Origin of the sequence: Geobacillus thermodenitrificans subsp. thermodenitrificans DSM 465, from assembly GCF_000496575.1 — a bacterium.
Classification (GTDB): Bacteria; Bacillota; Bacilli; order Bacillales; family Anoxybacillaceae; genus Geobacillus; species Geobacillus thermodenitrificans.
Map to the genome: position 1 here is coordinate 102,602 of NZ_AYKT01000001.1, position 14,478 is coordinate 117,079.

Here is a 14,478-nt window from a genome sequence, read left to right on the forward strand (position 1 = left end):
TGAACGATGGAAAAAACGTTTAAAGTCACTTCAGACTCTGGCATCCATGCCCGCCCGGCGACCATTTTAGTGCAAACAGCCAGCAAATTTAACAGCGAAATTCAACTGGAGTACAACGGAAAAACGGTCAACTTGAAATCGATCATGGGCGTTATGTCGTTAGGCATTCCGAAAGGGGCAACGATTAAAATTACGGCAGAAGGGGCCGATGCAGCAGAGGCGATGGCAGCGTTAACGGATACGTTGGCGAAAGAAGGCCTTGCTCAGTAATGGAAAAAACCATCCATGGAATTGCTGCATCGAGCGGTATCGCCATTGCCAAGGCATACCGCTTAGAAACCCCTCATTTGGCGGCTGAAAAACGGCCGATCACTGACGCTGAGGCGGAAGTGGCGCGGCTCGAGGCGGCGGTCGCCAAGGCGAAAGAAGAGCTTGAGATGATTAAACAGCACGCCTTAGAGAAACTCGGTGAAGACAAAGCCGCCATTTTTGCTGCCCATTTGCTTGTGCTTGATGATCCGGAACTATTAAACCCGATTAAAGAAAAAATTAAAACGGAACAAGTGAATGCCGAGTATGCGCTTGACGAGACCGCATCGTTTTTCATTTCCATGTTTGAAGGCATGGACAATGAATATATGAAAGAGAGAGCTGCTGACATCCGCGATGTAACGAAGCGAGTTCTCGCCCATTTGCTCGGCGTTGCCATCTCCAACCCAAGCCTGATTTCCGAAGAGGTCGTCATCATTGCTGAAGATTTGACACCATCCGATACGGCGCAGCTGAATCGACAGTATGTCAAAGGATTTGCGACCGACATCGGTGGACGGACATCGCACTCGGCCATTATGGCCCGCTCGCTCGAAATTCCGGCTGTCGTCGGCACGAAGACGGTAACAGCGGAAGTGAAAAACGGCGACATTGTCGTCATCGACGGGCTTGATGGACAAGTCGTTGTCAATCCGTCGCCGGAGCTGCTCGCTCATTATGAAGAAAAGCAAGCCCGCTATGAAGCGCAAAAAGCGGAATGGGCAAAACTCGTTCATGAGCCGACAGTGACGGCTGACGGTGTACATGTCGAGCTGGCAGCCAACATTGGCACACCGGACGATGTAAAAGGGGTGCTTGCTAACGGGGCGGAAGGCATCGGTTTGTACCGGACGGAGTTTTTATATATGGGCCGCCCGGAACTGCCGACAGAGGAAGAGCAGTTCGTCGCCTACAAAACGGTGCTTGAGCAAATGAAGGGCAAGCCGGTCGTCGTCCGCACGCTTGACATCGGCGGTGATAAAGAGCTACCATATTTAAACTTGCCGAAAGAAATGAACCCGTTTTTAGGGTTCCGTGCGATCCGTCTTTGCTTGGAAATGCAGGAGATGTTCCGCACTCAGCTGCGTGCCCTGCTGCGGGCGAGCGTGCATGGCAATTTGAAAATCATGTTTCCGATGATTGCCACGCTCGACGAATTCCGTCAGGCGAAAGCGATTTTGCTCGAAGAAAAAGAGGCGCTCCTGCGTCAAGGCACGCCAGTCGCCGATGACATTGAAGTCGGCATGATGGTCGAGATTCCGGCTGCTGCCGTTATGGCGGATCAGTTTGCAAAAGAAGTGGATTTCTTCAGCATTGGCACGAACGACTTAATCCAATATACGATGGCCGCCGACCGAATGAATGAGCGTGTCTCGTATTTGTATCAACCGTACAATCCGGCCATTTTGCGGCTTATCAGCCATGTGATTGATGCTGCCCACCGCGAAGGAAAATGGGTCGGTATGTGCGGGGAAATGGCTGGCGACCCGATTGCAATTCCGATTTTGCTTGCCCTCGGACTTGACGAGTTCAGCATGAGCGCCACCTCGATTTTACCGGCGCGCGCTCAGCTGAAACAGCTGTCAAAAGAAGAGGCAACTCGCATCAAAGAGAAGGTTCTGTCGCTCGGAACAGCCGAGGACGTTGTGGCCTTTGTCAAACAAACATTTTCTCTTGCTTAAATGAAGGCGTGGCAACGTTTGTGTTGCCGCGCTTTTTCGTGTTGCTTTATGCCAACAACGGGGCAGATGTTTCGTAGCCATAGCGTTGCCTGATGGTGAGGGAAAGGCCGATGGCGATGACTTTCGCCATTTGATAAACAATGTGTAAATTCGTATACGGAAGTGCGCTCACATCAGCCGTGTCCTCCATCATGACCCCCATGATGCTGATGTCGCCGATACGCGGCAGCGATTTACCAAGCGCCGTTCCGGGAGCGAGCGCGCCGGGGAGAATGGCGATCGTATGTACAAACGGACGTGGGCCAACAATGCTGTCAATGGCCAATATGTAGGAATCATCTTTGTTTTGCAACTGTTGGTGCACCTGACGGATGTTCGTCGCATCGACTGGCTGCTGCAGTGTACCGATCACTGTCAAATGATCCGGATAAGCATTTTCAAGCAGCGTGCCAACAAACGGACCTAAACTGTCCCCGTTAATGCGGTTGCTGCCGATGCAAACAACGGTCAGATGGCGGACATGCGCCGGTAGCAGAGAAAAGAGCTCATTGCGAATAAGTAAAGGAGCGAGCGGATCGTTGTAGAAAATCGGTTTCATCGATGACGATTCCTTTCTATCTATGTTCTCCTTTTCTTATTCGCGGCCGCTGCCAGTGACTCCTTTCTTTTCATAATTGTAAATTTTTTATAATTTTACTTAAATGGGTGTTCTATTTCATGAACATCGCATGATTGAGGGGGTTTTTCATCTTCTAAATCATTGCAAACCATTGCAAGTGGTGTACGTCCGCAGCAAAGCAAAAACGTAATGGATTGAATTTTTCAGCTTACTGACGATTCCTTTGTTCCTCCATTCTTCTAGGAGCAGTTCGTTTATATGGTTGATGTAATCAGGCATCCATCTGCCTCCAAGGCGAATGACAACTTCATCCATCGATTGCATGAGCCACTTAACGCGGGCTTAGCTTCCAGTACGGTAGGGAAACCCAATGTCAATGACAGAAAACGTATTGCCGTTAGGATGATGGTCGTGAATATCACCTCCGTCGGTCATTTCTTACCATAAATCATTAGTATGGCTAGGATCGAAGTCGAGGATGGGTCCGGTCATCGCTCCGATAAAACGGTTCTTGTATATACCGCTCCTCCTTGCTTTCGTTATGCCCCATCATAATCTGAACGCTAGAAAAAACGCCAAGAAAAGAAAACAGCCGCTGTTAGCGGCTGTGGGCATGTTGTTCAACGTATTTGCTGACCAACGCTTCGATTTGTTGTTCATCCGGCTTTTCGCCGTGAAATGGAAACACAATTTCCTCAATAAATTCACCGTCACGGTAAACATGAAGCGCTCCTTTTTGCAACAGGACACTATATTCAATTTCGAATACATAGCCTTCATGTTCGATTGCTCCCATCGCTGTTCACCTGCCTATTTTTATTGTTCCGCCTGCCGCCTCTTGCTATGTATGAATTAAGAAGCTAATCCTATGGACGGAGGACTATCGTCCTTTTATAATGGAATGTAGTTCAATAAAATGTAGTTCGATGAAACCAGGGGACAGAGGGGAGAAGTAGGGAGTGTTTCGAACATTACGCAGCAAGTTAATTGTTTTGATGGCGCTATTATTGATTCTTTCGTTGGCGGCCACGCAGTTCGTCGGCATGATGCAAATGAGGAAACTCGTTGACGCTGATGTCAAGCAACGAGCACAGTCGGCACTCGACGGGTTGCTCGGCGATATTCGTACGAGCTTTCAAAGCGAGGAGAACAGCTTAGTACAGTTTAGTGAATCGCCGTCAGCTATGCAAATGATTCAAGATGAAAAAGCATGGTTGCAGCTTGAAAAGCAGTTCCGTACGTTTTTGCGCATTCATAAAAATGTGCAGTACATCTATATCGGCACGGAGCAGAAGAAAATGTACATTACGCCGACGGCGGAGTTTCCGGACGGATACGATCCGACAAGCCGCCCGTGGTATAAAGAAGCGATGGAACGCCCGGACCAAGTCGTGTGGACAGAGCCGTACGTCGATGCCATTACAGGTAAACATGTCGTGACATTGGCTAAGGCAGTGAGTGAAAATGGCCGCGTTTCTGCTGTCATCGGTATTGATATGTCGCTCGATACGGTGACGAGAATGGTCAACGCGAGCGATGTCGGTTATCACGGCTACCCGGTGTTGTTTGATTCAAAAGGAATGGCGATCGTCCATCCAGAGCATAAAGGGAAAAATATGGCGAAAAACGCGACTGTTCGCTATATGCTTGAACGTGAAAAAGGAATGTGGCAATACGAGGAAGATGGCGAACAACGGGTCATATATTTCACAACGATTCCAGAGCTTGGATGGAAAGTCGGCGCTGTTTATAAGAAAGCGGACTTATCAGCGATGAGCCGTTCAGTTGGGATGAACATGCTCGTCATTACAGTGATCGCGCTGATTGTAGCATTTGTCGCTGTTTACTTTTTAGCGCGTTCGATTACGAAACCGATTGTCGTCTTGCAAGAGCAGGTCGAAAAGGCGGCGTCTGGTGATTTGACGGTGCAGGCGCGTGTGACAGCAAAAGATGAGATTGGTCGCCTCGCTCGCCATTTCAACGACATGATCGAGCATATGCGCGTGCTGATCGGTGAAGTGAACCGATCGGTAAATGAATTAGCGGCTTCAGCTGACCATTTAAGCGCCGTCTCCGAAGAAACGATGGCAACGAGCGAACAAGTGGCGAAAGCGATCGGTGAGATTGCGAAAGGGACGACCGATCAAGCTGGAAGCCTTGATACGATCAATGAGCAGACGTCAGCGTTGTCACAGCAAATTGAATCGGTCACAAGTGCGACAGTTGGCATGGAATCATTGTCGGATGACACGAAAACGGCCAGTTATGATGGGTTGGAGCATTTAAATATCTTGCAGCTGAAATCGGAGGAAGCGAAACAAGAGCTGTCCGCAGTAGAAAACGTCATTAACGATCTAGTGAAAAAAATGGATGAAATTGATGGGGTTATCCAAACAATTACCGCCATTTCCGGACAGACGAACTTGCTTGCGTTAAACGCCAGCATTGAGGCGGCGCGCGCCGGCGAGCATGGCAAAGGATTTGCCGTTGTCGCTGACGAGGTGCGCAAACTGGCGGAACAATCAGCAAAAGCGACAGAAATGATCCATGCGACCATTGCGGCCATTCAGCAGCAAGCGGCATTGGCGATCGAGGCCGTCGGCCGTTCCAAACAGGCGTACAACAAACAGCGGGAAGCGGTGCATACGACCGGTGATTTGTTCGTAAAAATCACTAGCATGATGGAACAATTGACAGACGCGCTCGCTGCTGTGATGGAAGAAGCAAAGCGGATGAACAGAAGCAAAGATGACGTGGTCGGCGCGATGCAAAACATTGCCGCCATCGCCCAACAGTCAGCGGCAGCGGCAGAAGAAGTGGCTGCTTCGGCCGATGACCAGTTGCAGGCGCTGGCGACGGTGACCGAATCGGCAGGATCGTTAAACGAGATGAGCCAGCAATTGAAGCAGCTCGTGGAAAAATTCAAGCTCTCGTAAGAAAGCGCAGCCTTTGTTCGGCTGCGCTTTTCCATTGGTGCCGACGGGCTGTAGCTGTTAGTTGGACCGCCTCTCAAGCAGCAGGAGGCGGCGTTGCCTGTAGGTCATAGCCATGTTCCCATCAATTTGTTAACAATATATTTTCTATTCATACTATTCATATAATGATAATGAGTGGAATTTTTTTAAGTTTCTGCGTCGATTTTAGTGAATAATAGTGCTAAAATAAACAGTGAAAACGTTTATATAGTTATTTTGTTGTCCATTCGGGAATAATGGTAGCCAATGGGGACGCGGCGTCTTGATAACCGCTGTCCGCTTGACCCGAGGGACACGAAAATTAGTTGGAGGTTTTTTCACGATGGCAAAACAGACGAACTACGCTCAACCGTGGAGCCAGTTTTACGGGCCGAACCTCGGCTATGTCATCGAAATGTATGAGCAGTACCTCGATGACCCAGACAGCGTCGACCCGGAACTAAAACAACTGTTTGAACAGTGGGGAGCGCCGGTCGTCGAGGAACCGGTTTCTCCTGCGGATCCCGAAGCGACGCAGACGCATCAAACGTTCCGGCTGCCTGAGACACCAACTGTATTTAGCAAACTTGTCGCCGCCGTCAAACTGGCGGACAGCATTCGCCATTATGGCCATCTGGCCGCCGATACGAACCCAATCGTTAAAAAGGAGAAAAAGTTGCGCCGTCTCGAACTAGATGAGTATGATTTGACAGAAGAAGATTTAAAGCGCATTCCGGTCGCATTTCTTTGTCCACATGCGCCGGCGCACGTTAAAAACGGTTGGGATGCCATTTTGCACTTGCGTAAAATCTATACAGATAAAATCGCCTTTGAATTCTCGCAAGTACATAATTTAGAGGAAAGGAACTGGCTCATCCAGCAAATCGAGTCTGGAGCGTACTATCCGAGCTTGGCGAACAAAGAGCGGGTCGCTTTGCTGCGTCGCCTGACGGAAGTAGAGGGGTTTGAAAAGTTCATTCATCGGACATATGTCGGGCAAAAGCGGTTTTCGATTGAGGGTCTTGACTCCATGGTACCGCTTCTCGATGAACTTGTCCGTCAAGCGATTGAGCATGAGATTGATGCTGTCAACATCGGCATGGCGCACCGCGGCCGGCTAAACGTGCTCGCCCATGTGCTCGGTAAGCCGTATGAAATGATTTTCGCTGAGTTTCAGCATGCAGAAAGCAAAAACTTTATTCCGTCCGAAGGGGCGGTGGCCATCACCTACGGCTGGACGGGTGACGTGAAATACCATTTGGGAGCGGCGCGCCGTCTGCGCAATAAAAGCGCGCATACGATGCGAATTACGCTCGCCAACAACCCGAGCCATCTTGAAGTTGTGAATCCGGTCGTGCTCGGCTACACGCGCGCTGCACAAGAAGACCGGACGAAGCCAGGCGTGCCGGAGCAAAAGGTAGACGCCTCGTTTGCCATTTTAATTCATGGCGATGCTGCCTTCCCGGGGCAAGGTGTTGTGGCTGAGACGCTCAACTTAAGCCAGTTGCGCGGCTATACGACCGGCGGGGCAATTCATATTATCGCCAACAACATGATCGGCTTTACGACGGAAAGTTACGATTCCCGTTCGACAACGTATGCTTCCGATATGGCGAAAGGGTTTGAGGTGCCGATTGTGCACGTCAACGCCGATGATCCGGAGGCTTGTTTAGCAGCGGCAAGCTTGGCGTTTGCATATCGCCAGCGATTTAAAAAAGATTTTGTTATCGACTTGATCGGTTATCGCCGCTTCGGCCATAACGAGATGGATGAGCCGATGGCGACGAATCCGCTCATGTATAGCATCATTCACCAGCATCCGACCGTGCGGCAGCTGTATGCGCAAAAATTGATTGATAAGGGCATCATCGCTGAGCGAGAAGTCGAAGAAATGGAGCAGGAAGTGGCCGAACGGTTGAAAATTGCCTATGAGCGGGTGCCGAAAAACGAAGAGGAACTCGATTTCATTATGGATCCACCGAAACCGGTCGTCGACCGGCTGCCGGAAGTAAAAACAGGTGTGGCAAAAGACGTGCTTCACCGCATCAATGAGGAGCTACTCGAGTTCCCGGCTGACTTCCATGTCTTTAACAAGCTTGAGCGCATCTTAAAACGACGCAGCAATGTATTTGCGCAAAACGGCAAAATCGACTGGGCGCATGCGGAAACGTTGGCGTTTGCCACGATTTTGCAAGACGGCGTGCCGATCCGCCTCACCGGCCAAGATTCGCAGCGCGGCACGTTTGCCCAACGCCATTTAGTGCTGCACGACGTGAAAACTGGAAAAGAGTATGTTCCGCTTCATCATATCAGCGGTGCAAAAGCTTCGTTTGTCGTTTACAACAGCCCATTGACTGAAGCGGCCGTGCTCGGTTATGAATACGGATACAACGTGTACGCACCGGAAACACTTGTGCTTTGGGAAGCGCAGTTCGGCGATTTTGCGAATATGGCGCAAGTGATGTTTGACCAGTTTATCTCGTCCGGCCGGGCGAAATGGGGACAAAAATCTGGGCTCGTTATGCTCTTGCCGCACGGTTATGAAGGGCAAGGGCCGGAACATTCCAGCGGCCGTATCGAGCGGTTTTTACAGTTGGCGGCAGAAAACAACTGGACGGTCGCCAACTTATCGACGGCGGCGCAGTATTTCCATATTTTGCGCCGGCAAGCGGCGTTGCTGAAAAAAGAAGAAGTGCGCCCGCTCGTCCTAATGACACCGAAAAGCTTGCTCCGTCATCCGCTTGCATCATCCGAAGCTGAAGCGCTTGTTCAAGGTGCATTCTCACCGGTGCTCGAACAGCCAGGATTGGGCGTTGACGCCAGCAAGGTCGAGCGGATCGTGTTTGGTACTGGCAAACTGATGATTGATTTAGCGGAACAAATCGGCAAAATGGATGGGCTTGATTGGCTGCACGTCGTCCGTGTCGAAGAGCTGTATCCGTTTCCAGAAGAAGCCGTGCAAGCTATTATCGCCCGCTATCCGAATGTAAAAGAGCTTGTTTGGGTACAAGAGGAACCGAAAAACATGGGCGCTTGGATGTATATGGAACCGCGCCTGCGAGCCATCGCTCCAGAGGGCGTCGATGTCAGCTATATTGGGCGACGTCGGCGAGCGAGCCCGGCAGAGGGCGATCCGGTCGTCCATCGGAAAGAACAGGAGCGCATTATCCGCTGTGCATTAACGAAACATGAATGATGACTAACGGAATGTTTGAGGAGGGCATCAACGTGGCTGAGATCAAAGTCCCAGAACTAGCAGAGTCCATCACCGAAGGTACGATCGCTCAATGGCTGAAAAAGCCGGGCGACTATGTGGAAAAAGGTGAATCGGTTTGTGAGTTAGAAACAGATAAAGTGAACGTCGAAATTATGGCCGAAGAGTCGGGAGTTTTGCAGCAATTGTTGGCGAACGAAGGTGACACGGTCGCTGTCGGCCAAGCGATCGCCATTATCGGCGAGGGGGCGGCTTCGGCACCGACTGCTGCTCCGCAGGCTGCGCAGCCAACTGACGAAACACCAACCGTGCCGGCTGACCGCGCCGAGCAACAAGCACCGCAACCGGTCGCTGTCGCCCAAGCACCGGGCCAACGTCCAGTCGCTTCGCCGGCCGCTCGAAAAATGGCGCGCGAGAAAGGGATTGATTTGACGCAAGTGCCGACCGTTGATCCGCTTGGACGCGTCCGCAAGCAAGACGTGGCTTCATTTGCCGCTCAACCAGCAGCTGGTTCACAAGCAGCGCCGCAACCGGCTCCAACGGCTGCGCCGGTTTCTGCGCCAACACAGGCTTCTGCGCCGTCAGCGGAAAGCGGCAAGCTGGTCATCCGTGAAAAAATGTCGCGCCGCCGGCAAACGATCGCCAAGCGATTGCTTGAAGTTTCGCAATCGACTGCGATGCTGACGACGTTCAATGAAATCGACATGTCAGCCGTTATGGAATTGCGCAAGCGGAAAAAAGACAAGTTTTTAGAAGAGCATGACGTCCGCCTTGGCTTTATGTCGTTTTTCGTCAAAGCGACGGTGGCAGCGCTGAAAAAATATCCATACGTCAACGCGGAAATTCAAGGCGATGAAATTTTGCTGAAAAAATATTACGACATCGGCGTGGCTGTTTCGACCGATGAAGGGCTTGTTGTCCCAGTTGTGCGTGACTGTGACCGGAAAAACTTCGCTGAAATTGAGCGAGACATCGCTGAATTAGCGGCGAAAGCGCGCAGCAACAAACTGTCGCTTGCCGATTTGCAAGGCGGTACGTTTACAATCACCAACGGTGGTGTATTCGGCTCGCTTCTTTCGACTCCGCTCTTGAACGGGCCGCAAGTTGGTATTTTAGGGATGCATTCGATCAAACTGCGTCCGGTAGCTATTGATGAGGAGCGGATTGAAAACCGGCCGATGATGTATGTCGCTCTGTCGTACGATCACCGCATCATTGATGGCAAAGAAGCAGTTGGGTTCTTAAAAACAGTGAAAGACTTGATCGAAAATCCAGAAGATTTATTGCTTGAAAGTTAATGCGGAAAAAGGAGCCTGCAGCATGCAGGCTCCACGTTTTTTATCGTCTAAATGGCACGTTGTACCGAATGAACTTTCCTGTTTTACGGAAAACTACCGTCAAAAAGGAGAGAAGCATATGCCAGAGCGTGGACGAAACGACCACCCGCACGAGTTTCACCAAGATGGTGCCCGCGAAAGCATCATCAATGATGCGACTGCCGATGGTGCCAAGGCAATCGGGGTGCGAAGTGATGCAGACCCTCTGCGGGAGGCCAACCTTGGTCCGTTCCATGTTGACCACCTTGAAGTGGAAGAAGGAATGAAGCGATTTCGGGCGTTAATGGAAGGGAAAAAGTGATTCGCTAGGCGAATCGCTTTTTTCATGAATCAGTCAAGAAGGAAAATGGCGAACAAACGCGAATACTGTTATTTGTTATGACTATTTTTCCGGGGGGATTATATAATGGAGTTCGGATTGGCGGGAAAAACGGCGCTTGTCGCTGCATCGAGCCAAGGGCTTGGCAAAGCGATTGCCCGAGCGCTTGTGCTGGAAGGAGCAAACGTGATGATTACAAGCCGAAATGAGGAAAAGCTGCAGGAAGTCGCCGAGGAGCTTAACAGTTTACATAAGGGACGCGTTGCTTATACGCGCACCGATGTGACGAAAGCGGATGACATCCGCCAACTGGTCGCCAAAACGGTGGAGACGTTTGGAACGATCGATTTACTTGTTAACAACGCCGGCGGCCCTCCGGCGGGAACGTTCGAAACAATCAGCGACAAAGACTGGCAATATGCGTTCGAGCTCAATTTACTGAGCTATATTCGGTTGATTCGCGAAGCGTTGCCTTATCTAAAGAAAAAAGGCGGTAAAATTGTCAATATCGCCTCGTCGTCCATCAAAGAGCCTATTCCGGGGCTCATCCTGTCCAATACGTTCCGTACTGGGATCATCGGGTTGACGAAAACGCTTGCAACGGAGTTCGCGCCTGATAATATTTTGATCAACACAGTCGCACCTGGACGGATTGCTACGGAACGGGTAGCTTTCTTAGACAAGGTGAACGCTGAAAAGCTCGGCATTACGAAAGAAGAAATGGAAGCGCGCATGAGAAGCGCCATTCCGCTCGGCCGTTACGGAACCCCTGAGGAGTTTGCCAACGTTGTCGTCTTTTTGCTGTCAGATGCAAACACGTACGTCACCGGGCAAGCGTTGATCGTAGATGGCGGCATGGTGAAGGCCATTTAGATGGCTTGTGATTCAAGGTACGACAAGGATTGTTTAAATGTAGAAACTGTTTTGAATCTAGCGTTCTGCCGTTCTTAAGAATCGTTGAGTGGCAGGAGACGGTTATGTTCGCCAGATGTTTTGGCAAAACGAACAGAAAGGGAGAGACAGCATGAAAACAATCGGATTTATCGGCCTTGGTGTCATGGGGAAAAGCATGGCGCGTCATTTGTTAAAAGCGGGCTACCCGCTTCTTGTCCATACACGTACGAAGGAAAAGGCGCTCGACTTGCTTGAGGAAGGGGCGGTATGGAAGGAAACGGTCGCCGACTTGGCGCGGGAAGCGGACGTTGTCATGACAATGGTTGGCTACCCGCACGATGTCGAGCAAGTGTATTTCGGTGAGGGAGGCATTTTGGAGCAGGCGCGGCCGGGAACGTATGTCATCGATATGACAACTTCGACACCAACGCTAGCGCAAGCCATTTACGAAGCGGCAAAGCAAAAAGGCATTCACGCGTTGGATGCTCCTGTATCTGGTGGTGATATCGGCGCCCGTGAAGGAACGTTGACGATCATGGTCGGCGGCGATGAAGAGGTGTTTTTGGCGTGCAAACCGATTCTTGAGCATCTCGGCACGAACATCATCCTTCAAGGAAAAGCCGGGGCCGGCCAACATACGAAAATGTGCAACCAAATCGCCATTGCCACCAATATGATCGGTGTTTGCGAAGCGATGGCGTATGCGAAAAAGGCAGGGCTCGACCCATTTCGTGTGCTTGAAAGTATCGCCAAAGGAGCGGCAGGCAGTTGGTCATTAAGTAACTTGGCGCCGCGCATGCTCACCGGTGATTTTGCGCCCGGGTTTTACATTAAACATTTCATTAAGGATATGAAAATTGCGCTTGAAGAAGCTGAACGCATGAATTTGCCGCTTCCGGGACTAGCGCTCGCCAAATCGATGTACGAAGAGCTGGCGCAAGCAGGTGAGGAAAACAGCGGCACACAGGCGCTGTACAAGCGCTATGTTGAGAAGTAAGGGGCGGTTTTCGCCCCATTTTTTATGCTAAATATATTTATCAAAAAATATTGAATATTAATTCTTATCGAGGTATAGTAGAAGTAAGAGGAACATACTAACCGGTTGGTATAAAGGGGGGGAGGGCATGGACTTTTCCTATTCGCCGAAAGTCCAAGAGCTGATTAGAAAATTAAGCGCTTTCATGGAGGAGTATATTTATCCGAACGAAAAAGTGTACGAGGAGCAGCTGAATGCACAAGAGTCGAGATGGTCAGGCGTGCCACCGATCATCGAAGAGCTAAAGGAAAAAGCCAAAAAAGAAGGGCTTTGGAATTTGTTTTTGCCGGACAGCGAGTACGGAGCCGGCTTAACGAACGTCGAGTACGCCCCGCTTTGCGAAATTATGGGCCGTTCCCTTATCGCTCCGGAAGTGTTCAACTGCAATGCGCCGGATACAGGCAACATGGAAGTGCTTGTCCGCTACGGTAGCGAGGAGCAAAAACAAAAATGGCTCGTTCCGCTCTTAAACGGGGAAATCCGCTCGTGCTTCTCAATGACCGAGCCGGATGTGGCGTCAAGCGATGCGACGAATATTCGTGCGTCGATCATCCGTGACGGTGACGAATATGTCATTACCGGACGGAAATGGTGGTCGTCCGGCGCCGGTGACCCGCGCTGCAAAGTGGCCATCGTCATGGGCAAAACGAACCCGGACGCCCCAAAACATGAACAGCAGTCGATGATCATCGTTCCACTCGATACACCAGGTGTGAAAATCGAACGGATGTTGCCGGTGTTTGGCTTTGATCATGCGCCGCACGGACATGCGGAGATTACATATGATCACGTGCGGGTGCCGAAAGAAAACATCATTTGGGGGGAAGGAAAAGGGTTCGCTATCGCCCAAGGAAGGCTCGGTCCAGGACGGATTCACCATTGCATGCGCCTCATTGGTGCGGCGGAACGAGCGCTTGAGCTCATGTGCCGGCGTGTGCAGTCGCGGGTAGCGTTCGGCAAGCCGCTCGCTGAGCATGGCGTGATCCGCGATTGGATCGCCCAGTCGCGCATCGAGATTGAGCAGGCGCGCCTGTTGACAATGAAAGCAGCGTACATGATGGATACAGTCGGTAACAAGGTTGCGCGTAAAGAAATTGCCATGATTAAAGTTGTCGCTCCAAATGTCGCCTTAAAAGTGATTGATCGCGCCATTCAAGCGTTCGGTGCCGCCGGGGTGAGCAACGACTTCCCGCTTGCCGCCATGTGGGCGAACTCGCGCACGCTCCGTCTCGCTGATGGGCCAGACGAAGTGCATAAAGAGCAAGTTGCAAAGCTTGAACTGCGTCAATATCAATAGCATGGGGGAGGAAGTGGCGTTCATGCATGTGCTCGACTTATTTAAAATTGAAGGAAAAACGGCCATCGTCACCGGTGGTGGGCGAGGTCTCGGTGAACAAATCGCCATCGGCCTCGCCGAAGCCGGGGCGAACGTCATCGTCTGCTCGCGCAAGGTGGAAGCGTGTGAGCAAGTAAAAGAAAAAATTGAACGGCTCGGCGTTCGCTCACTTGCTTTGCCGTGCGATGTAACGAACCCGGATGACGTAAAAAAGGTCGTCGAAACGACGGAAAAAGAATTTGGCGGCATTGATATTTTGGTCAACAACAGCGGAGCGACATGGGGGGCGCCGGTTGAGGAGATGCCGCTTGAAGCATGGCAAAAGGTAATGAACGTCAACGTCACTGGTACGTTTTTGATGAGCCAAGAGGTCGGCAAAGTGATGATTGCCAAGCAAACCGGAGGCGCCATCATCAATATCGCCTCTGTCGCTGGCCTTGGCGGCACGCATCCGGACATTTTAAATACGATTGGCTACAACACAAGCAAAGGGGCAGTCATTACGTTTACGCGCGATCTAGCTGCCAAGTGGGGAAAACACGGTATTCGCGTCAATGCGGTCGCACCTGGCTTTTTCCCAACGAAAATGTCGCGTGTCGTCCTTGAGCGTGTCGGTCAAAAAGTGTTGGAACATACGCCGCTCGGCCGCTTTGGTGGTGAGGATGACTTAAAAGGCGCTGTCTTATTCCTCGCTTCGCCGGCATCCGCGTTTGTCACCGGCGCGCTCCTCGTCGTTGACGGCGGCAGTCATGCGTCTGGCATTTAACGAAAGTAAGGG

Annotated in this window: 12 protein-coding genes; 10 read left to right on the plus strand and 2 right to left on the minus strand. The window is 51.0% G+C overall.

Going from position 1 to position 14,478, the window contains the following annotated elements:
* The first annotated feature begins 6 nt into the window (after positions 1-6).
* Both DSM465_RS0100545 and ptsP read left to right on the plus strand, forming a co-directional pair.
* Positions 7-270, plus strand: a complete 264-nt coding sequence (locus DSM465_RS0100545; protein WP_008878796.1) for a phosphocarrier protein HPr — start codon at positions 7-9, stop codon at positions 268-270.
* Entirely contained in the window at positions 270-1,991 is a 1,722-nt protein-coding gene (ptsP, locus tag DSM465_RS0100550) for a phosphoenolpyruvate--protein phosphotransferase (RefSeq protein WP_008878795.1), read from the plus strand. Before DSM465_RS0100545 ends, ptsP begins: the two co-directional genes overlap by 1 nt.
* Positions 1,992-2,037: 46 nt before the next feature.
* On the opposite strand, the gene yyaC is transcribed toward ptsP, so the two are convergent.
* Together yyaC and DSM465_RS0100565 are read right to left on the minus strand one after the other, a co-directional pair.
* A complete protein-coding gene (gene yyaC / locus DSM465_RS0100555; RefSeq protein WP_011887061.1) occupies positions 2,038-2,589 on the minus strand; it encodes a spore protease YyaC in 552 nt (183 codons plus the stop codon).
* Between the two features lie 619 nt (positions 2,590-3,208).
* On the minus strand, positions 3,209-3,406 hold the full coding sequence (locus DSM465_RS0100565; protein WP_008878792.1) for a YbxH family protein: 198 nt from the start codon (positions 3,404-3,406) through the stop codon (positions 3,209-3,211).
* A 163-nt stretch (positions 3,407-3,569) separates the two neighbouring features.
* Here DSM465_RS0100565 and DSM465_RS0100570 point away from each other — a divergent pair, with 163 nt between their 5' ends.
* The 8 genes from DSM465_RS0100570 (at position 3,570) to DSM465_RS0100605 (ending at position 14,466) form a co-directional block, all read left to right on the plus strand.
* Positions 3,570-5,546 carry a methyl-accepting chemotaxis protein gene (locus DSM465_RS0100570; RefSeq protein ID WP_008878791.1) on the plus strand — a complete coding sequence of 659 codons (1,977 nt, stop codon included), beginning with the start codon at positions 3,570-3,572 and terminating at the stop codon, positions 5,544-5,546.
* A 361-nt stretch (positions 5,547-5,907) separates the two neighbouring features.
* Entirely contained in the window at positions 5,908-8,760 is a 2,853-nt protein-coding gene (locus DSM465_RS0100575; RefSeq protein ID WP_029760381.1) for a 2-oxoglutarate dehydrogenase E1 component, read from the plus strand.
* 32 nt (positions 8,761-8,792) lie between these two features.
* Complete coding sequence (gene odhB, locus DSM465_RS0100580) at positions 8,793-10,076, plus strand: 2-oxoglutarate dehydrogenase complex dihydrolipoyllysine-residue succinyltransferase (RefSeq protein WP_029760382.1); 1,284 nt, start codon at positions 8,793-8,795, stop codon at positions 10,074-10,076.
* 118 nt (positions 10,077-10,194) lie between these two features.
* The gene (locus tag DSM465_RS18090) at positions 10,195-10,416 is read left to right on the plus strand and encodes a hypothetical protein (protein ID WP_029760383.1); all 222 of its coding nucleotides are present in this window, start codon (positions 10,195-10,197) and stop codon (positions 10,414-10,416) included.
* A gap of 105 nt (positions 10,417-10,521) precedes the next feature.
* On the plus strand, positions 10,522-11,307 hold the full coding sequence (locus DSM465_RS0100590; protein WP_011887063.1) for an SDR family oxidoreductase: 786 nt from the start codon (positions 10,522-10,524) through the stop codon (positions 11,305-11,307).
* A gap of 88 nt (positions 11,308-11,395) precedes the next feature.
* On the plus strand, positions 11,396-12,325 hold the full coding sequence (locus tag DSM465_RS0100595; protein ID WP_327987644.1) for an NAD(P)-dependent oxidoreductase: 930 nt from the start codon (positions 11,396-11,398) through the stop codon (positions 12,323-12,325).
* 127 nt (positions 12,326-12,452) lie between these two features.
* Positions 12,453-13,661, plus strand: coding sequence for an acyl-CoA dehydrogenase (locus tag DSM465_RS0100600; protein WP_008878784.1), 1,209 nt, complete (start codon positions 12,453-12,455; stop codon positions 13,659-13,661).
* A gap of 22 nt (positions 13,662-13,683) precedes the next feature.
* On the plus strand, positions 13,684-14,466 hold the full coding sequence (locus DSM465_RS0100605; protein ID WP_029760384.1) for an SDR family oxidoreductase: 783 nt from the start codon (positions 13,684-13,686) through the stop codon (positions 14,464-14,466).
* The last annotated feature ends 12 nt before the right edge of the window (positions 14,467-14,478 follow it).